Origin of the sequence: Mesorhizobium sp. AA23 (assembly GCF_001672435.1) — a bacterium.
In the GTDB taxonomy this organism is placed as follows: domain Bacteria; phylum Pseudomonadota; class Alphaproteobacteria; order Rhizobiales; family Rhizobiaceae; genus Mesorhizobium.
The window spans coordinates 100134-117592 of sequence record NZ_LYTP01000023.1; the positions used below are offsets into that span (position 1 = coordinate 100134).

The 17459-nt window shown below is 64.8% G+C and carries 18 protein-coding genes; 7 read left to right on the forward strand and 11 right to left on the reverse strand.

Annotated features, from left to right (window positions below; translation table 11 throughout):
• Positions 1–57 precede the first annotated feature (57 nt).
• On the forward strand, positions 58–1530 hold the full coding sequence (gene coaBC / locus A9K66_RS17190; RefSeq protein ID WP_067325775.1) for a bifunctional phosphopantothenoylcysteine decarboxylase/phosphopantothenate--cysteine ligase CoaBC: 1473 nt from the start codon (positions 58–60) through the stop codon (positions 1528–1530).
• Here coaBC and A9K66_RS17195 read toward each other — a convergent pair.
• From A9K66_RS17195 to A9K66_RS17220, 6 genes are all read right to left on the reverse strand, one after another.
• Positions 1527–2978 (reverse strand): MFS transporter, encoded by a 1452-nt coding sequence (locus A9K66_RS17195; RefSeq protein ID WP_245307574.1) that lies wholly within the window; start codon positions 2976–2978, stop codon positions 1527–1529. The two genes, coaBC and A9K66_RS17195, sit on opposite strands and share 4 nt — an antisense overlap.
• A 197-nt stretch (positions 2979–3175) precedes the next feature.
• Entirely contained in the window at positions 3176–3652 is a 477-nt protein-coding gene (locus A9K66_RS17200; RefSeq protein WP_067325778.1) for a DUF992 domain-containing protein, read from the reverse strand.
• 189 nt (positions 3653–3841) lie between these two features.
• Entirely contained in the window at positions 3842–4693 is an 852-nt protein-coding gene (locus tag A9K66_RS17205) for a tetratricopeptide repeat protein (protein ID WP_067002613.1), read from the reverse strand.
• Positions 4694–4829: 136 nt separating this feature from the next.
• Positions 4830–5093, reverse strand: a complete 264-nt coding sequence (gene rpsU, locus A9K66_RS17210) for a 30S ribosomal protein S21 (protein ID WP_040969057.1) — start codon at positions 5091–5093, stop codon at positions 4830–4832.
• 177 nt (positions 5094–5270) lie between these two features.
• Positions 5271–5657 (reverse strand): SET domain-containing protein-lysine N-methyltransferase, encoded by a 387-nt coding sequence (locus A9K66_RS17215; RefSeq protein WP_067325782.1) that lies wholly within the window; start codon positions 5655–5657, stop codon positions 5271–5273.
• Positions 5658–5765: 108 nt separating this feature from the next.
• Positions 5766–6524 (reverse strand): SDR family oxidoreductase, encoded by a 759-nt coding sequence (locus A9K66_RS17220; RefSeq protein ID WP_067325787.1) that lies wholly within the window; start codon positions 6522–6524, stop codon positions 5766–5768.
• A 253-nt stretch (positions 6525–6777) separates the two neighbouring features.
• Here A9K66_RS17220 and A9K66_RS17225 point away from each other — a divergent pair, with 253 nt between their 5' ends.
• From A9K66_RS17225 to A9K66_RS17245, 5 genes are all read left to right on the forward strand, one after another.
• Positions 6778–8031: a sarcosine oxidase subunit beta gene (locus A9K66_RS17225; protein ID WP_067325790.1), complete on the forward strand. Its 1254-nt coding sequence runs from the start codon at positions 6778–6780 to the stop codon at positions 8029–8031.
• Positions 8032–8116: 85 nt separating this feature from the next.
• Entirely contained in the window at positions 8117–8413 is a 297-nt protein-coding gene (locus tag A9K66_RS17230) for a sarcosine oxidase subunit delta (RefSeq protein WP_067325793.1), read from the forward strand.
• Positions 8410–11418, forward strand: coding sequence for a sarcosine oxidase subunit alpha (locus A9K66_RS17235; protein WP_067325796.1), 3009 nt, complete (start codon positions 8410–8412; stop codon positions 11416–11418). Before A9K66_RS17230 ends, A9K66_RS17235 begins: the two co-directional genes overlap by 4 nt.
• On the forward strand, positions 11411–11995 hold the full coding sequence (locus A9K66_RS17240) for a sarcosine oxidase subunit gamma (RefSeq protein WP_067325799.1): 585 nt from the start codon (positions 11411–11413) through the stop codon (positions 11993–11995). Before A9K66_RS17235 ends, A9K66_RS17240 begins: the two co-directional genes overlap by 8 nt.
• 84 nt (positions 11996–12079) lie before the next feature.
• A complete protein-coding gene (locus A9K66_RS17245) occupies positions 12080–12298 on the forward strand; it encodes a hypothetical protein (protein WP_067325802.1) in 219 nt (72 codons plus the stop codon).
• Positions 12299–12383: 85 nt separating this feature from the next.
• On the opposite strand, the gene A9K66_RS17250 is transcribed toward A9K66_RS17245, so the two are convergent.
• From A9K66_RS17250 to A9K66_RS17270, 5 genes are all read right to left on the reverse strand, one after another.
• Entirely contained in the window at positions 12384–12620 is a 237-nt protein-coding gene (locus A9K66_RS17250; RefSeq protein WP_067325805.1) for a DUF680 domain-containing protein, read from the reverse strand.
• A 160-nt stretch (positions 12621–12780) separates the two neighbouring features.
• Positions 12781–13425 carry a TetR/AcrR family transcriptional regulator gene (locus tag A9K66_RS17255; RefSeq protein ID WP_067325810.1) on the reverse strand — a complete coding sequence of 215 codons (645 nt, stop codon included), beginning with the start codon at positions 13423–13425 and terminating at the stop codon, positions 12781–12783.
• A gap of 296 nt (positions 13426–13721) precedes the next feature.
• The gene (locus A9K66_RS17260) at positions 13722–14759 is read right to left on the reverse strand and encodes a phosphotransferase (protein WP_067325814.1); all 1038 of its coding nucleotides are present in this window, start codon (positions 14757–14759) and stop codon (positions 13722–13724) included.
• Positions 14756–15241: a MaoC family dehydratase gene (locus A9K66_RS17265; RefSeq protein WP_275955103.1), complete on the reverse strand. Its 486-nt coding sequence runs from the start codon at positions 15239–15241 to the stop codon at positions 14756–14758. Before A9K66_RS17265 ends, A9K66_RS17260 begins: the two co-directional genes overlap by 4 nt.
• Before the next feature lie 44 nt (positions 15242–15285).
• Complete coding sequence (locus A9K66_RS17270; protein ID WP_067325820.1) at positions 15286–16101, reverse strand: SDR family oxidoreductase; 816 nt, start codon at positions 16099–16101, stop codon at positions 15286–15288.
• A 114-nt stretch (positions 16102–16215) separates the two neighbouring features.
• Between A9K66_RS17270 and A9K66_RS17275 the strand changes: the two genes are divergently transcribed.
• Positions 16216–17457: an acyl-CoA dehydrogenase family protein gene (locus A9K66_RS17275; RefSeq protein WP_067325823.1), complete on the forward strand. Its 1242-nt coding sequence runs from the start codon at positions 16216–16218 to the stop codon at positions 17455–17457.
• The last annotated feature ends 2 nt before the right edge of the window (positions 17458–17459 follow it).

A 17459-nucleotide genomic window follows, 5' to 3' on the forward strand; every position in this document is an offset into this window, starting at 1 on the left:
TGCGTTTTGATTGCATTGCTATCATTGCCGGCGCTAGTTTGAAGCGGGTGCAATCAGATGGCCAGCATCACGATCCGCAACCTTGACGATGGAGTTAAGGACCTGCTGCGCCAATTGGCTGCCGAAAATGGCTGCTCGATGGAGGAGCAGGCCCGGGCGATGATCAGGGCGGCGGTTGAGGGCCGGGCAGGGCAGGCCGACCGCATCGACCAGATCGAGAAGACGTTGCGCGCGCTGACCGGCCCCGGCCAGCAAGCACCGCCTATCGCCGACATGCCCGGCAGGCCATCAGTTCGCGGAACGCTCTCCGGCAAACGCATCCTTCTCGTCATCGGCGGCGGCATCGCTGCCTATAAATCGCTCGACCTGATCCGGCGCCTGCGCGAGCGCGGCGCTTCTGTCCGGGTGGTAATGACATCAGCTGCGCAGGAATTCGTCACCACGCTGTCCGTCGGCGCGCTTTCGGCCGACCATGTTTTCACCGAACTCTTCGACCGCAATGACGAGCACGATGTCGGCCACATAAGGCTGTCGCGCGAGGCCGATCTGCTGGTCGTGGCGCCGGCCACCGCCGACCTGATGGCGAAGCTCGCCAACGGCCATGCCAATGATCTTGCCTCGACGGTGCTGCTTGCGACCGACAAGAAAGTGCTGATGGCGCCGGCGATGAATCCGAAGATGTGGTCGCATCCGGCGACGCGGCGCAACCGGGCGACCTTGCAGAAGGATGGCATCGCCTTTGTCGGGCCGGCCAAGGGCGAGATGGCGGAAAGCAACGAGGCGGGCGAAGGCCGCATGGCCGAGCCGCTGGAAATCGTGGCCGCGATCGAGGCGATGCTCGACGAGAAGCCGCAGCCGCTTGCGGGCCGCAAGATCATCGTCACCTCGGGGCCGACGCATGAGCCGATCGATCCGGTGCGCTACATCGCCAACCGTTCGTCCGGCAAGCAGGGCCATGCGATCGCGGCGGCACTGGCGAAGCTCGGCGCCGATGTCCGGCTCGTGTCCGGTCCGGTCAACATCGCCGATCCGGCCGGGGTGAAGACCACGCATGTGGAAACAGCGGCCGAGATGAAGGAAGCGGTCGAGAACCTTCTGCCGGCGGACGCGGCTGTTTTCGTCGCGGCCGTCGCCGACTGGCGCACCGCGAATGCCGCCGGTGAAAAGATCAAGAAGGTGGCAGGGAAGGGCCCGCCGTCGCTCAAGATGGTCGAGAATCCCGACATCCTGGCGGGCGTCGGCCATCATGCGCAGAGGCCCGGCCTTGTCGTCGGCTTTGCCGCCGAGACGCAGGACCTCATCGGCAACGCCGAGGCCAAGCTCAGGAAGAAGGGCGCCGATCTCATCGTCGCCAACGACGTCTCGCATGGCAGTGGCATCGGCCCTTCCGGCGTGATGGGCGGCGATCGCAACAAGGTGCGCATCGTCTCGCGCAGGGGCGTCGAGGAGTGGCCGGAGATGGGCAAGGACGAGGTGGCGACACGGCTCGCCGCATCGATTGCCGAGCGGCTGAAAACGACAGTGGTTTAGCTGGCCGCTGCCTGCGGTCGCATTGGCGGCAGCGCGATCCGCAGCGCGGCGATGCAGCCGAGGATCCCAAGCGGCACGAAGGCGAGGAAGAGCCAGCCGGCCACGCCTGCAGCCGCGTCACGATTGAGGCCTTGCGAGAAGCCGCTGGCGTTGGCCACAATGCCGGCAACGGCCGCGCCCACCGCGTAGCCGATCCGCTGCATGGTCGGCACGGCGGCGGAAGCGATCGTCTGCTCGCCGTCGCGGGCCGAAGCGACGATGACACGCGTCAGGAACGGCCAGCAGACGCCGAAGCCGCCGCCCTGCAGCAGAGCGCAGAGCAGGATCAGCGGGATCGAACCTGCGGGGATGGCATAGGCGAAACCGGCAAGACCGGAGGCGATCATCAGCGCGCCGACGACGATGATCAGTCTTTCGCGCTCCAGCGGCGCATTGGCGATGAGGATCGACAGGATCGACCAGGCGATGGATTCGGCAGCGATGATATAGCCGGTGGTCAGGATTGGGATGCCGTGCAGCGTGGTGAGCAGCAGCGGCCCGTAAATGGTGAACGTACAGGTGGCTACCGAGAAGGCCGCAACCATCGTCATGCCTGAGCCAAGCGGCGAGCGCCATGAGAACAAAGGTGCCGGAAACAGGCGCGAGCGCGGCCTGCGGGCATCGATGCGGAAGAAAAGCGCCAGGCCGATCAGCCCGAGGGCCAGCAGCAGCGACGAGCGCAGCAGGGCGATGTCGATGCCGGCGGCAGCGATCAGCACGACGGCGATGGCGAGACAGGCAAGCGCCGGATAGGGAAAGGGCGGCGCCGTGCCGCTGCCCGCCTGCGGCCTCGTCGCCTCCGGCGTGCCCAGCACGATAAAGCTCGCCAGCGCCATCGCCGCGCCGCCGACAGTGAAGACGCCAAAGGCCCAGCGCCATGACAGGAACTCGGTCATAACAGCGCCGAGCATCGGTCCGCTGAAGGCGGCGACGCCCCAGATCGCCGACATGATGCCGAAGAGCTGCGGCCAGATGTTGCGCGGAAAGAGACGCTCGACCGAAACGAAGGCGAGCGACACCAGCGCGCCGCCGCCAAGTCCCTCGACCAGCCGCCCGGCGAGGAAGAACGGCATGGAGGGTGCCACGGCGCAGATCAGCGCGCCTGCCGCGTAGAGCAGGGCGGCGACCATCATGTTGGAGCGCAGCGCGACATAGCTCACCAGCCGCCCGGCGGCGGCACCAGCGACGATGGCGCCGAGCTCATAGATCGCCAGCGACCAGCCAACGAGCTGGACGCCGGCCAGTTCGCCGACCATGGCCGGCATCACCGTCGCCACCATAGTCTCATTGGTGGCATGCAGCAGGATGCCGAGACTGACAAAGCAGAAACGCGCCAGGTCGCCGCTTGCCCACAGTGCTCGCCAGTCCACCTTGTTGCCGGCCACCTTGCCGCCGCCTGCTGCCGTCACGTCGATCTCCCGCTTGTTTTCCGCAACCTCATCCGCATTGCGAACGAAGCGCCAGATCCAGTTCGGCAGGGCTTGTAGAACCTCAAGCGCAGTTGAGCTCAAGAGGCATTTTCGGCGATGTCAGCGAGCAAGCGCGCTAAAAATTCGGCCCGGGAACGAGCGTCCCGGGCCGTATCGGTGCTAATTGATTTGAAATTTCACTTATAGGAGTGGACGAGGTCCAGCGAAGCCACGGCAACAGCGAGGTTGACGCCGGTCTGTGCCTGGACGCTCAGCGGCTCGAGCATGAAGGCGCCGTCCAGGCCACCGACCAAAAGATTGGCGCCGCCGCCGGTCACGACGCTCGCCTCCGCGTTGACGCCGTAATAGCTGCCGGCGAGATCGCCCGAGTCATGGTGGCGGGTGGCGGCGAGAACTGCCCAGACAAGCTGACCTTGATGCGTCCGGCCGATATCGACGCCAAGCTTGGAGATCATGCCCGTATAGAGCTCGGCCGGGCCGTGATGATAGGGGCGGAAGACGCAGGACACGCCCTTGTTGGAGGTGATGACGTAACCGGTGCCCCCGTCGATGGTGCAATCGAGCGTGCCGAGCCGGAGCGTGCCGGCGCTGACCGGAGAAGCGAGGACCGTGGCGGCAAGCGCGGCGGCGGCACAGGCAAGTGTCTTGATCATCGGAAATGTCCTTTCGCAACAAACGGCCCCGGTTAAACGGTCGAGGTGCGAGGAGCGTTCCGCCCAAAACTTGGCGCGAGCATGGCGAGCCAACGCATCGCCGTTGGCGGCTGACGGCCACATCGGCGTGTCAGCGCCGCAATGGACCCATCGCGGGCGACCGGACCCCCGGGCGGCCTTAGCTTCCGATCAGCTGGCGCCGGCCGAGGTGCGCGACAGGCCGTCCTTGGCGGGTTGGTAGTTCGGGTCGAGGTGGACAGCCTCGCGGTAGGACTTGGCCGCCCTTTCCTTGTCGCCGCGTCGCTCGTAGATCAGCGCCTGGTTGGCCCAGGCCTCGGCGTTCTTGCCGTCGAGCTTGATGGCCATGTTGAAGTCGGCGAAGGCGTTGTCCTCGTCATTCATGGCGAGATAGGACAGGCCGCGGCCGTTGTAGGGCTCGGCTGCGTCCGGCGCCAGCGAGATGGCGGTCGAGAAATCCTCGATGGCGAACTTGTGCTGGCCCTGGCTCTGATAGATCAGGCCGCGATTGTGGTAGGCGCGGGCGTCGGTCGTGTCGAGTTGGATCGCCTTCTGGAAATCGTTGAAGGCGTCGTTGACGCGGCCGGCCTTGCGATAAAGATTGCCGCGGCCGATATAGGCGGCGTCGTAGTTGGCGTTGATCTGGATCGAGCGGTTATAGTCGGCAAGCGCTGCTTGCTGGTTGCCGAGGAAACGCTGGATGAGCGCCCGGTTCGAATAGGCCTGATAGAAGTTCGGATTGAGCTGGATGGCGGTGTCGAAATCCTTGAGCGCCGCCTGGTACTGGCCGCCGCGGCCATAGGCCGAGCCGCGCACATTGTAACCCTCGGGATCCTGAGGATTGCGCTGGATGACAGCCGACAGCGAGGAGATGTTCTCGGTCGAGCCTTGCGCCTTGTCGATATTGTTGAACTCTCCCGTCGGGGCGGTCTGGCATGCTGCAAGGGTCAGGCCCGAAAGCAGGGCCGCCGTCAGGGCGAAGCCGCGAAAAGCGGTTCTGCGCTCCACGGTAATTGCGTTCATCTCAGTCCTCACTGGCGCCGCGCCGTCAGGTCCGTTCCCTCTCCGAACCGGCTCGAACGCATAAACAAAAAGGTGGCGGCGATTCCGCATCGCGCCACCCTCGGTATCCTTCGAAAAGGACGAAAAATTGACGGTATCAGCGCGGCGAACGCGATGCGCCGGCAGCACCAGCCGGAGCCGGGCGCGGGGTCATCGGCAGCAGGCCTTCGCGCTGGGCGCGCTTACGGGCCAGCTTGCGGGCGCGGCGGACGGCTTCCGCCTTCTCGCGGGCACGCTTCTCGGACGGCTTTTCGTAGTGACCGCGCATCTTCATTTCGCGGAAAATACCTTCGCGCTGCATCTTCTTCTTCAGCGCGCGAAGCGCCTGATCAACGTTGTTGTCGCGGACGAGTACCTGCACGTGCAATCCTGTCTTCGGGTTTGAAATCTCAGGCAAGCAGCCCATAGCCGCATGCCTCCGCAGTGACCTGCACCGCGAATTGTGCCGGCTGATAGCAGAATCAGGCCGTGCTGTCCACCGTTGATTGCAGGAAACCGCGATCGGAAGCCCGAGTACCGTGCCTTGCGGGTCTGAGCCTTAGGCGGTCGCCAGATGCAGACGGGCGAAATCCTCAAAGAATTCGCCATAGTCGCAAGTGATTTCCTCGCCGGCCGCGATATCCCGGGTCGCTGTGGCGCCACCATATTGGGAGAAATCCGTGTTCGGCCGCTCGGAATGGTTCATGAAGCGGCCATTGTCGACCTCATATACCATGAAACCCGGCTTGTCCGGGCTCGGATAGGCGTAGCGGTCGAGCAATTCCTTGAGATGCGGCAGCGCCTTCTCGTATTTCTCCATGGGGATCAGCCGGTCGAAATCGGGATCGAGCCGCCAGATGGAGGCGCCTTTCCTGACCGGCTCGGCGGCGAAAACACCGACGCCTTCGATAGCGCTCTGGGCGACATAGGTTCTGATCAGCAGCATCGTTCCGATCCGTTTTCGACGGGAAACCAAATCGTCAAAACGGACCGGAATGCAAGGCCCCGTCGCGCTATTTCAGCGGATGAGCATGGCTGCCGACCGTCAGATGATTCACGTCCGATTGATCGAGACGCCACCATCGGCAAACAGCGCCGCGCCGGTGGTGAAGCTTGAGGCGTCCGAGGCAAGGTAGAGCGCTGAGCGGGCGATCTCCTCGGGCCGGGCCACACGCTTCAAGGCATGCAGGTTTTCGACGAATGTCCGCGACTCCGGCGTCTTGAACGTCGCTGCGGGCGTGTCGGTGCCGCCGGGCAGCAGCGCGTTGACGCGCAGCCCTTTCGGGCCGTATTCGGCGGCCAGCACCTGCGTCAGCCCGATCAAACCCGCCTTGGCGGCGGCATAGGCGGCCATGCCCGGCATGCCGGCGGTATAGCCGACGAAGCTCGAGGTGAAGATCAGCGAGCCGCCGCCGCGCTCCAGCATCGCCGGGATCTGGTGCCTGGCGGCGAGGAAGGCGCTGGTCAAATTGGTGTCGATCGTGTCGTGCCAAGTCGCCGGCGCCATCTCAGGAACCTGCGCCATCAAGCCGACGGCGCCGGCATTGTTGAAGGCAATGTCGAGGCCGCCGAACCTTTCGACTGCAAGCTCGACCAGAGCCCTGGCATAGGCTTCGTCTCGGACATCGCCGGCGAGTGCAATTGCGGTTCCACCGGCCGTCTCGATTTCGCCGACGAGTGCATCGAGTTCGGCCCGGCGGCGCGCCGCGACGACGAGACTGGCGCCCTGCTCGGCGAACAGACTGGCCGTAGCGCGGCCGATGCCGGAACTGGCGCCGGTGACGATGGCGACCTTTTCGGTGAGTGCGAACATTTCACATCCTTTCTCTATGCCGGTCCAGCCGGTGGTGGGATGGTTGGTCGCAAATCGGCATTTCGGCAGCCACCCGAAAGCTGACTTGCCGATCGGAATGCAAGTTGTCGGGCATGCGCCGCGCAGCCGCGGCGCAAAACGGCAAGCGCCGTCGCAAACAGCGCAAGGGTGACTGCACGCTTTCGCTAGTGATACACCACGCGCGCCGGGGAATGCCCGGCCGAGATCCGCGATTTTTGGCGCGAGGCTGAACGTGAAGAAATACTCCGTATTCGCCATTGCCCGCGAGGCGATGCGCGGCCACAAGGGCTGGGAAGAGCAATGGACCTCACCCGAGCCGAAGAAGGAATACGACGTCATCATCGTCGGCGCCGGCGGCCACGGCCTGGCCACCGCCTATTATCTGGCGACCGAGCACGGCATCACCAATGTCGCGGTGCTGGAAAAGGGCTGGCTCGGCGGCGGCAACACCGGCCGCAACACCACCATCATCCGCTCCAACTATCTCTATGACGAAAGCGCCGGCATCTACGACCATGCGCTGAAGTTGTGGGACGGACTGAGCCAGGAGCTCAACTACAACGTCATGTATTCGGCGCGCGGCGTCATGATGCTCGCGCACAATGTGCATGACGTTCAGGTGTTCAAGCGCCACATCCATGCCAACCGCCTCAACGGCATCGACAATGAGTGGCTGACGCCGGAACAGGCGAAGGAGTTCTGTCCGCCGCTCAACATTTCCAAGGAGGCGCGCTATCCGGTCATGGGTGCCGCGCTGCAGCGCCGCGGCGGCACGGCCCGCCACGATGCGGTCGCCTGGGGTTATGCGCGCGGCGCCTCGGTGCGCGGCGTGCACATCATCCAGAACTGCGAGGTCACCGGCGTCAAGCGTGCGGCCAACGGCGCGGTCACCGGCGTCGAGACGACGCGCGGCTTCATCGGCGCCAAGAAGGTCGGCGTCGTCGCTGCCGGCCATTCGTCGGTCATCATGGATATGGCCGGCGTGCGCATGCCGTTGGAGAGTTATCCGTTGCAGGCGCTGGTCTCGGAGCCGGTCAAGCCGGTGGTGCCATGCGTCATCATGTCGAACACGGTGCACGCCTATATCTCGCAGTCGGACAAGGGCGAGCTGGTCATCGGCGCCGGCACCGACCAGTATATCTCCTATTCGCAAACCGGCGGCCTGCACATCCTGCAGCACACGCTCGACGCCATCTGCGAGATGTTCCCGATCTTCACCCGCATGAAGATGCTGCGCTCCTGGGGCGGCATCGTCGACGTGACCCCCGACCGCTCGCCGATCCTGGCTAAGACGCCGGTCAAGGGCCTCTATGTCAATTGCGGCTGGGGCACCGGCGGCTTCAAGGCGACGCCAGGTTCGGGCAACGTCTTTGCCCACACCATCGCCAGGGACGACCCGCACCCGATCAACGCGCCCTTCACGCTCGAGCGCTTCCGCACCGGCCGTCTCATCGACGAAGCGGCGGCGGCGGCGGTGGCGCATTGATGATGGCCGAGATGGCCTGCCAGAAGCTTTGCGATCAACCGGCCGGCGCCCGCGTCAGCCATGGCGAATTGTAGGATCAACCTAGATGCTTCTCATCCGCTGTCCCTATTGCGAGGAAGAGCGCCCGGAACTCGAGTTCCGCAATGCCGGCGAGGCGCATATTGCGCGCCCGACCAACATTGCCGCCGAGAGCGACGACGATTTCGAGAAATTCTTCTTCATCCGCTCGAACCCCAAGGGCGTGATCTATGAGCGCTGGCGGCACATCCATGGCTGCGCGCGCTTTTTCAACGCCGTGCGCGACACCGTGACCGACAAGTTCGTCATGACCTACAAGGCCGGCGAGCCGAAGCCTGCGAAGCTGCCTGGAGCCTCGAAATGAACGCCGCCTTCCGCATTTCCGGCGCCGGGCGTCTCAGCCAGGCGAAGACCGCCTCGTTCAGCTTCGACGGCAAGCAGTATATCGGGATCGAGGGCGACACGCTGGCCTCGGCGCTGCTCGCCAACGGCGTGCATCTCGTCGGCCGCTCCTTCAAGTACCACCGGCCGCGCGGCTTCCTCTCGGCCGGCGCGGAAGAACCCAACGCGCTGGTGCAGATCGTGCGCGACGACGCGCGCAAGACGCCGAATGTGCGGGCGACCGTGCAGGAGCTCTATGACGGGCTGACCGCCCATTCGCAGAACCGCTGGCCCTCGCTCGCCTTCGATGTCGGCGCGGTCAACGACATTGCCTCGCCGATGTTCTCGGCCGGCTTCTACTACAAGACCTTCATGTGGCCGAAGTCGGCCTGGTTGAACTTCTATGAGCCGAAGATCCGCGCGACGGCCGGCCTTGGCGTTTCCCCCGACCGGCCGGATCCCGACCATTATGCGGCGCGCTACGCGCATTGCGACGTGCTGGTGCTGGGCGGCGGTGCGGCCGGCATCACTGCGGCGCTTGCCGCAGCCGAAACCGGCGTGCGGGTGATCCTCGCCGACGAGCAGGCCGAATTCGGCGGCAGCCTGCGCTTCGAGAGCGGCGCCAGGATCGATGGCGAGGACGGCTTTGCCTGGGCACAAGCCGCGATCGCCAAACTCAAGGCGATGGACAATGTCCGAGTGCTGTCGCGCACGACAGCTTTCGGGTACTACGCGCAGAACTTCGTCGGCCTGGTCGAGCGGGTCAGCGACCATCTCAAGAGCCCCGGCCCGGAGCTGGCGCGCGAGCGCCTGTGGCAGGTTCGCGCCAAGCGGGTCGTGCTCGCGACCGGCGCCATCGAGCGGCACATGGTGTTCGCCAACAACGACCGGCCGGGCGTCATGCTGGCATCGGCGGCGCGCACCTACCTCAACCACTATGGCGTGGCGGTCGGTAGGAATGTCGGCGTCTATACGGCAAACGACTCGGCCTACGCGGCCGCGATCGACCTGAGGAAGGCCGGCGTCAATGTCGCTGCCATCGTCGACCTGCGCGACAACCCGTCGGGGGCGGTGATCGACGAAGCGAGGAGCCTCGGCATCGAGATCAATTTCGGTCGCGCTGTGGTTAGCGCCGGCGGCAAGCTGCGCGTATCGTCGATGACGGTGCAGCCGAAGAACGGCGGCGGCGAGCGCAGGATCGCGGTCGACGCCATCCTGATGTCCGCCGGCTGGACGCCGTCGGTGCATCTGTTCTCGCAGTCGCGCGGCAAAGTCGCCTTCAACGAGGAGGCGCGACGCTTCGTGCCGGGGACCTATGCGCAGGACTGCGTCTCGGTCGGCGCCTGCAACGGCACGGACGGTTTGGAGGCAACGGTCGACGAGGCCTATGCGGCAGGCGCCCAGGCGGCAAGGGACGCCGGCGGCAAGGATTCCAGCGGCAAGATGGGCAAGGGCGCCAAGCCAAAGGTCGATGCCAGTGAAAGCTGGTCACGCGGCATGCTTGGCGCTGCGCCCGGCGCCGGGCCGGGCACCACGGTCAAGGCCTTCGTCGATTTTCAGAACGATGTCACCGCCAAGGACATTCGCCAGGCGGTGCATGAGGGCATGCACTCGATCGAGCACGTCAAGCGCTTCACCACCAACGGCATGGCGACCGACCAGGGTAAGACGTCGAACATGCACGGCCTGGCGATCGCCGCCGAGACGCTCGGCAAGCCGATCCCGCAGGTCGGTCTCACCACGTTCCGCGCGCCCTATACCCCGGTCACCTTCGGCTCGATCGTCGGCCATGCGCGTGGCGCGCTGTTCGACCCGACGCGCCGCACGGCGACGCATGGCTGGGCGGCCGCCCAAGGTGCCGTGTTCGAGGATGTCGGCCAGTGGAAGCGCGCCTGGTATTTCCCAAAAGCCGGCGAGGACATGCACGCCGCTGTCAACCGCGAATGCGTGACGGTGCGCAAAGCGGCCGGCCTGTTCGACGCCTCCACGCTCGGCAAGATCGAGGTGGTCGGGCCGGATGCGGCGAAGTTCATGGAGCTGCTCTACACCAACCCGTGGGAGAAGCTGGAGCCCGGCCGCTGCCGCTACGGCATCATGCTGCGCGAGGACGGCTTCATCTATGATGACGGCGTCGTCGGCAGGCTGGCGCCGGACCGCTTCCATGTGACGACGACCACCGGCGGCGCGCCGCGTGTCATGCATCACATGGAGGATTATCTCCAGACCGAGTTCCCGCATCTCAATGTCTGGCTGACCTCGATCACCGAGCAATGGGCGGTGATCGCCGTGCAGGGGCCGAGCGCGCGGAAGATCATCGAGCCTTTGGTCGAAGGCATCGACATGTCGGACGAGGCACTGCCGCATATGTCGGTGCGAGAAGGTAAGATCTGCGGCGTGCCGACGCGGCTGTTCCGCATGTCTTTCACCGGCGAGCGCGGCTTCGAGGTCAACGTGCCGGCCGACTATGGCGAAGCGGTGTGGGAAGCGCTGTGGGCCGAAGGCCAGAAGCATGGCGCGACCGCTTACGGCACCGAAACGATGCACGTGCTGCGCGCCGAAAAGGGCTACATCATCGTCGGCCAGGATACGGACGGCACGGTGACGCCGAACGATGCCGGTCTCGACTGGGCGGTCGGCAAGAAGAAGACCGACTTCGTCGGCATCCGCGGCATGATGCGCGCGGATCTCGTCGCCAAGGGCCGCAAGCAACTGGTCGGCCTGAAGGCCAAGGATCCGAAGGTCGTGTTGGAAGAAGGCGCGCAGATCGTCGAGGATCCGAAACAGGCGATCCCGATGAAGATGATCGGCCACGTCACCTCCAGCTACTGGTCGGAGAACTGCGGGCGCTCGATCGCGCTGGCGCTGGTCGCCGGCGGCCGTGATCGCATGGGCCAGACGCTCTATGTGCCGATGCCGAACGGCACGATCGAGGTGGAGGTCACCGGCATGGTGTTCGTCGACGAAAAGGGGGAGCGCCTCAATGGCTAAGGCTACCGCCAAGACAAAAGCCGCCGACGCTTCAGCTGCCGCCGAACGGCGTCCGGCACTTGCTGGGCGCGCGGTGTCGGCGCCGGGCGTCAAGGTCGAGATCCTACCGCCGGCCGAACGCATCTCGCTGCGCGCGCCCGAAGCTTCCGTCGCCGCGCTCTCCAAGGCCCTCGGCGTGACGCTGCCGTCGAAGCCGAAGACCTCGGCGGCGAAAGGCGGGCGCACCGCCTTATGGCTCGGGCCGGACGAATGGCTGGTCATCGACGATGCCGGCAACGATCCGCTGGCCGACTGCGCCAAGGTTTCGGCGCTGCACTCCGCGGTCGGCATCTCGCATCGCAATGTGGCGATCTCGGTTGCCGGGCCGGCGGCCGCGGTGACGGTCAGTTCCGGTTGCCCACAGGACCTGTCGCTCGAGGCCTTCCCGGTCGGGGCAGCATCGCGCACCATTCTCGGCAAGTCCGAGATCGTGCTGCTGCGTACCGCTGAAGACACGTTCCGGGTGGAATGCTGGCGTTCCTTCTCGGACTATGTATTTACTTTGCTGTCGGAAGCGGCGAGCGACGCGGCGAACTGATCCTGCGCCAACCGGTCCGAAGGGCCGGCCTCGGGGAGCCTTCACCGGTCCGGGCCGTTTCTGCGGCTTGCGAGGAGACTGCCGATGCCGTCCAAGTCTGCGCCGAAGTCGCCCAAGAAGTCAGAGGCGGTCCGTTCGCTGGAGCGGGATCGCGAGATCGAGGAAGAAGAGCTCGAGGAAGGCCTCGAGGACACCTTCCCGGCCAGCGATCCGGTGTCGATTACCAGCACCACCATCCCCGGCGGGCCGGCAAAGCCTGGCAGGGCCAAGACCTTGCCTGGAATGAAGTCGCACAAGAAGTAGAGCGCCGCCGCAGTCAAATCGGGCTTCAGGCGAAACGAAAACGGGCGGCCAAGCGCCGCCGGTTTCGTTTGCGATTTGGCGCTGATTAGAGGCCCGGCACGAACCAAGGGTTCACGTCGATACCGAGCCGCGGGCCGTTGGTCGTCTGAGTGTTGGCGGCATCGGGCTTTTCCACCGAGCCGGTCGCGGCGCAGTCGAGCGCCTGATTGGTGTGAGTCTGGGTGCAGGCCGCAGGGGCGTGCTTGGCCGGCTGGCTCCCGCCAGCGAAAGCGGCGCCCGAGAAAGCCAGCAAGGCAGCGAGCGCGAGGATTGTCTTTTTCATCTTTCCGTCTCCAATCGTACATGTACGACACAACGTACATATACGGTTAATGGAGGCTGAATTCAAGAGGGAATTTGTACGCGTACGACAAATTAGCTTGAACCGAGTAACCGGCGTCGCAAATCAAGCGACCGGCGTTGTGTCAAGCCGGCGAAGCCGGTCAGCAGTTGACCGGTGTTTCGGTGAGCGGGGGTATGTCTTGCGCCGACAACGAGGCCAGCATGAAGTCGCACATCCGCTTCACATAGGCCTGGGGGTCGCCGAACGGATAGAAGGGAAAGGTGATCAGCAGCGAGATCGTGCCGTGGCCAACGGTCCACAGCATGGTGGCTATGGCGCGAGGGTCGCCTTTGAGCTTGCCGGCTGCGACGCAGGCCTCGACCCTTTTGATCAGCACCTTCATCGCCGGGTTGCTCTCTTCCATGTCCTCGTAGGTGCGGCCCTCCGGAAGCCGGGTCTTCTCTGTCATGAAGACGGTGCGGTATTCATTGGGATTGCCGAGCCCGAAGGCGGCATACTCGGTCATAACAGCCCTCAGCGCCTCAACGGGATCGTCAGCCGGGTGCTCCTCGATGCGGCGGGCAAGCGTTTCGAACGCGTCCTCGGCGAGCGCGAACAGGATGTCCTGCTTGTCGGCAAAATAGGAATAGACCGACATCGGCGCGTAGCCGACCCGCTTGGCAAGCTTGCGGATGGTAAGCCCTTCGTATCCCTCTTCCTGGACGAGCTTGTGAGCTGCGTCGACCAGTTCGGAACGAAGCTCGGCTTTCTGTTTCTCGCGGCGTTTCTGAACGCTCAGCGGCAATTTCCGCCTGCCTTTATGACTGGGTGCCTGACAAAATTATATACGCTGTACGGAAACGGACAAGGGAGCGGCCTGGTTCCCCAAGATACGCCCTAACGCTTTGTTCCTACTTAATTCCGAACAGGAAAGCCGCTACCCACTTTTTCCGAACTAGATCGCGCTAATGCCGCCGTCCAGCGCCAGCGCATGGCCGCTCGCCCTCAGTGGCGAAGGCTTTGGCCGCGCCGCTGCCGAGGCCGCCTGTCGCACCGGCTAAAACACCGTCGCTCCATCGAAACGGCCCCGGCTTGGCTCCCTCAACTTTTCTTGTCAATCAGTTCCACCGCCAGCGCGGCGAGCAGCTTCACCGCCTCGCCATAGGTCCTGGCCTTTTCCGGGTTGGAGGCATTGCCGTCCAGCGCGCGGCGGTAGACGCCCTGGCAGATCGCCGCCAGGCGGAAGAAGGAGAAGGCGAGGAAGAAGGTCCAGTTGCCGATGCCGTCGATGCCGCGCCGGCGGCAATAGGCGGCGACATAGGCCTCCTCGGACGGCAGGCCGATCGAGGCGCGGTCGATGCCGTCTAGGCCGCGAAAGCCAGACGCATGCGGCAGCCGCCATTGCATGCATTGATAGGCGAGGTCGGCAAAGGGATGGCCAAGCGTCGACAGTTCCCAGTCGAGCACGGCGATGACCTTGGGCTCGTCCTTGGCGAAAATCATATTGTCCAATCGGTAGTCGCCATGGACCAGCGAGACCCGGCCGTCATCGGCCGGCATATGCGTCTCCAGCCAGGTCATCAGCTGATCCATAGCGGCTATGCTTTCGGTTTCGGAGGCGCGGTACTGACTTGTCCAGCGCGCGAACTGGCGCTGGAAATAGCTGCCGGGCTTGCCGAAATCGCCTAAGCCCACAGCCTCGACATCGACTTGGTGCAGGGCGGCGAGGGTGGCATTCATGGCGTCGCAGATCGCGGCACGCTCGTCATTGCCGGATATATCCGGCAGCGACGGATCCCAGAAGATGCGCCCGTCGAGGAACTCCATGACGTAGAACATGCGGCCGATCGGCGTCATCTCGCCTGAAAGATGGAGCATGCGCGGCACCGGCACGGAGGTCGTGCTCAGCGCCTGCATGACCCGGAATTCGCGGTCGACCTGATGCGCCGATTTCAGCAACTGCCCCGGCGGCTTGGCGCGCAGCACGTAGCGGCCGCTGGCGGCGGTCAGCAGATAGGTCGGGTTCGACTGTCCGGACTCGAATTTTTCGGCCGCGCAAAGCTTGGAAAAACCAGGCACATGCGCTTCGAGATAAGGCGCAAGCGCTGCTTGGTCGAGCGCGTTGGCGTCGCCGCTCATGCGGTCTCGGGCTGGCGCTCGATCAGCGTCAGGGTCAGCCAGCGCGCGGTGAGCGCCGGCTTCTTCGATCCTTCGATCTCGATGGTGACGTCGTGCGCCGTCTGCACCCATCCGGAAGGCCGCACCTTGACGTCGGCCAGCACGAAATGGGTGCGGATGCGCGAGCCGGTCTTCACCGGCGCCAGGAAGCGCAGCGTGTCGAAGCCGTGATTGACGCCCATCTTGGTGTTTTCGATCGGCGGCATGGTCTCGAAGGTCATGGCCGACAGCAGCGACAGCGACAGGAAGCCGTGCGCGATGGTGCCGCCGAACGGCGTCTCGCGCGCGGCCCGTTCCGGATCGCAATGGATGAACTGGTGATCGTCGGTGGCGTCGGCGAACTGATCGATCATGCGCTGCGTCACCGTGCGCCAGGGCGACACGCCGACTTCCTTGCCGACGCAGGCCAGAAGCGTATCGAGACTGATCGGTTCCACGCTGATGTCCTCCGCACCCCGCCCGATCGCGATTGCTTGAACCGGGCGTCCTACTCCTTGAACAATGTCATCCCGTGCTGCACCGACTGGCCGCCGTCGATCGGCAGGATGGCGCCGGTGACATAGCTTCCGGCACGGCTGCACAAATAGAGCGTTGCGCCGGCAATGTCATCCGCCACGCCGATGCGGCCGAGCGGAACATGGCTGCCGACACGTTTCGCCTGCTCCTCCGTGGCGGTGGCAAAGGCCGTCATCCGACTCTGGAAGGGACCGGGCGCAAAGGCGTTGACGGTGATGCGGCGGGCGGCGAATTCGATCGCCAGCGTGCGCGTCAGGTGATGCACCGCAGCCTTGGAGGCGGTGTAGGAATAGGCGTCGTCGGCCAGCGGCTGCGTGCCCATCACCGAGCCCAGATTGATCACGCGGGCCGGGTCATCGTCGCTTGCTGCAGCATCGAGCAGCGGCAAGAGCTCGCGCGTCAGGTGGAAGACGGCGGTGACGTTGACGCCCAACACCTTCGTCCAGGCGTGGTAGGGAAACTCTGCGAGCGGCGCGCCCCAGGAAATGCCGGCATTGTTGACCAGGATGTGCAGCCGGTCCGTTCGGACCTTCACCTCGGCAACCAGCGCGGCGATGCCCGCTTCGCTGGACACGTCGCCGGCAAACCCCTCGGTCCGACCGGAGCCGCCCTGAGCGTTCATTTCGTCGGCGACCCGCACACAGTCCTCGCCCTTGCGCGAGGCGATCATCACAGTGGCGCCGGCCTGCACCAGTCCGGTCGCCACCATGCGGCCGATGCCTGTTGCGGCACCGGTCACAAGCGCGGTCTTGCCGACGACCGAGAACAGCTTGTCGAGATAGCTCATCCTAATTCCTCCCGCGCGCCTCGTCCCGGCCGGAACCGAAGGACTCGCGTTGACAAGGCTAGCCGAAGTACGGTCATCCTTGCCACGGATAAAGAAGCGAAAGGGTCGGAACCGATGGCGGACATGAACCTCGGCATGACCGAGCGGCTGAAGCCGATCCATCAGCGCGTGGCCGCGATGGTGCGCGACGAGATCGCACCGCTCGGCGAGGAGTTTCTCGCCGAGGTCGGCAGAAACGGAGACCGCTGGACTTACACGGCCAGGCAGACTGAAATCCTCGAAGGACTGAAGAAGACGGCGCGGGAGCGCGGGCTGTGGAACTTCTGGCTGACCGATTCCAAGCGCGGCTACGGCCTGTCGACGGTCGAATATGCCTATTTGGCGGAGGAGATGGGCAAGGCGCATCTCGGCGCAGAGACCTTCAACTGCTCGGCGCCCGATACCGGCAATATGGAAGTGCTGGAGCGCTACGGCTCGGAAGAGCACAGGCGGCAATGGCTGGAGCCGCTGCTCGAAGGGAAGATCCGCTCGGCCTATCTGATGACCGAGCCGGACGTCGCCTCATCCGATGCCACCAATATTTCGATGCGCTGCGAGCGGCAGGGCGACGACTATGTGCTTAACGGCGAGAAATGGTGGGCGTCCGGGGCCGGCGATCCGCGCTGCGCCATCTATATCGTCATGGTGAGGACCGGCTCGGACGAGGAGCCGCAGCATCGCCGGCATTCGATGATCCTGGTGCCGGCAGAGAGCGAGGGGATCACCAAGCTCCGGCCAATGCAGGTCTATGGCGACGACGACGCGCCGCATGGCCATATGCATCTAAGGTTCGAGGATGTGCGGGTGCCGGCGGCGAACCTGATCCTCGGCGAGGGCAGGGGCTTCGAGATCGCGCAGGGACGGCTTGGGCCAGGCCGCATCCATCATTGCATGCGTGCGATCGGCCAGGCCGAGATGGCGCTGGAGATGCTGTGCCAGCGTTCGGTGCGGCGCGAGGCGTTCGGCCAATCGCTGGCAAAGCTCGGCGCCAATTTCGACATCGTCGCCGAATGCCGCATGGAGATCGAGATGGCGAGGCTCTTGTGCCTGAAGGCAGCTTGGATGATCGACCAGGGCGATGCACGCGCTGCGGCCCCTTGGATCAGCCAGATCAAGGTGGTAGCGCCGCGCGTCGCGCTCAAGGTCACCGACGAGGCGGTGCAGATGTTCGGCGCGCAAGGCATCAGCCAGGATACGCCGCTCGCCCGCTCGTGGACGCATCTGAGAACTCTGCGGTTGGCCGACGGGCCGGACGCCGTGCACCGGCGGCAGGTGGCGCGCGCCGAGCTCAGGAAATACACGCAGGAGAAGATCTGACC

Coding starts and splice junctions, on each gene's coding strand:
- A9K66_RS17270 (WP_067325820.1), bottom strand. CDS start 16,101: ATGAGCTATCTCGACAAGCTGTTCTCGGTCGTCGGCAAGACCGCGCTT.
- A9K66_RS17250 (WP_067325805.1), bottom strand. CDS start 12,620: ATGAAAAAGACAATCCTCGCGCTCGCTGCCTTGCTGGCTTTCTCGGGC.
- A9K66_RS17220 (WP_067325787.1), bottom strand. CDS start 6,524: ATGTTCGCACTCACCGAAAAGGTCGCCATCGTCACCGGCGCCAGTTCC.
- A9K66_RS17235 (WP_067325796.1), top strand. CDS start 8,410: ATGAACGCCGCCTTCCGCATTTCCGGCGCCGGGCGTCTCAGCCAGGCG.
- A9K66_RS17230 (WP_067325793.1), top strand. CDS start 8,117: ATGCTTCTCATCCGCTGTCCCTATTGCGAGGAAGAGCGCCCGGAACTC.
- A9K66_RS17245 (WP_067325802.1), top strand. CDS start 12,080: ATGCCGTCCAAGTCTGCGCCGAAGTCGCCCAAGAAGTCAGAGGCGGTC.
- A9K66_RS17215 (WP_067325782.1), bottom strand. CDS start 5,657: ATGCTGCTGATCAGAACCTATGTCGCCCAGAGCGCTATCGAAGGCGTC.
- coaBC (WP_067325775.1), top strand. CDS start 58: ATGGCCAGCATCACGATCCGCAACCTTGACGATGGAGTTAAGGACCTG.
- A9K66_RS17275 (WP_067325823.1), top strand. CDS start 16,216: ATGGCGGACATGAACCTCGGCATGACCGAGCGGCTGAAGCCGATCCAT.
- A9K66_RS17260 (WP_067325814.1), bottom strand. CDS start 14,759: ATGAGCGGCGACGCCAACGCGCTCGACCAAGCAGCGCTTGCGCCTTAT.
- A9K66_RS17240 (WP_067325799.1), top strand. CDS start 11,411: ATGGCTAAGGCTACCGCCAAGACAAAAGCCGCCGACGCTTCAGCTGCC.
- A9K66_RS17200 (WP_067325778.1), bottom strand. CDS start 3,652: ATGATCAAGACACTTGCCTGTGCCGCCGCCGCGCTTGCCGCCACGGTC.
- A9K66_RS17205 (WP_067002613.1), bottom strand. CDS start 4,693: ATGAACGCAATTACCGTGGAGCGCAGAACCGCTTTTCGCGGCTTCGCC.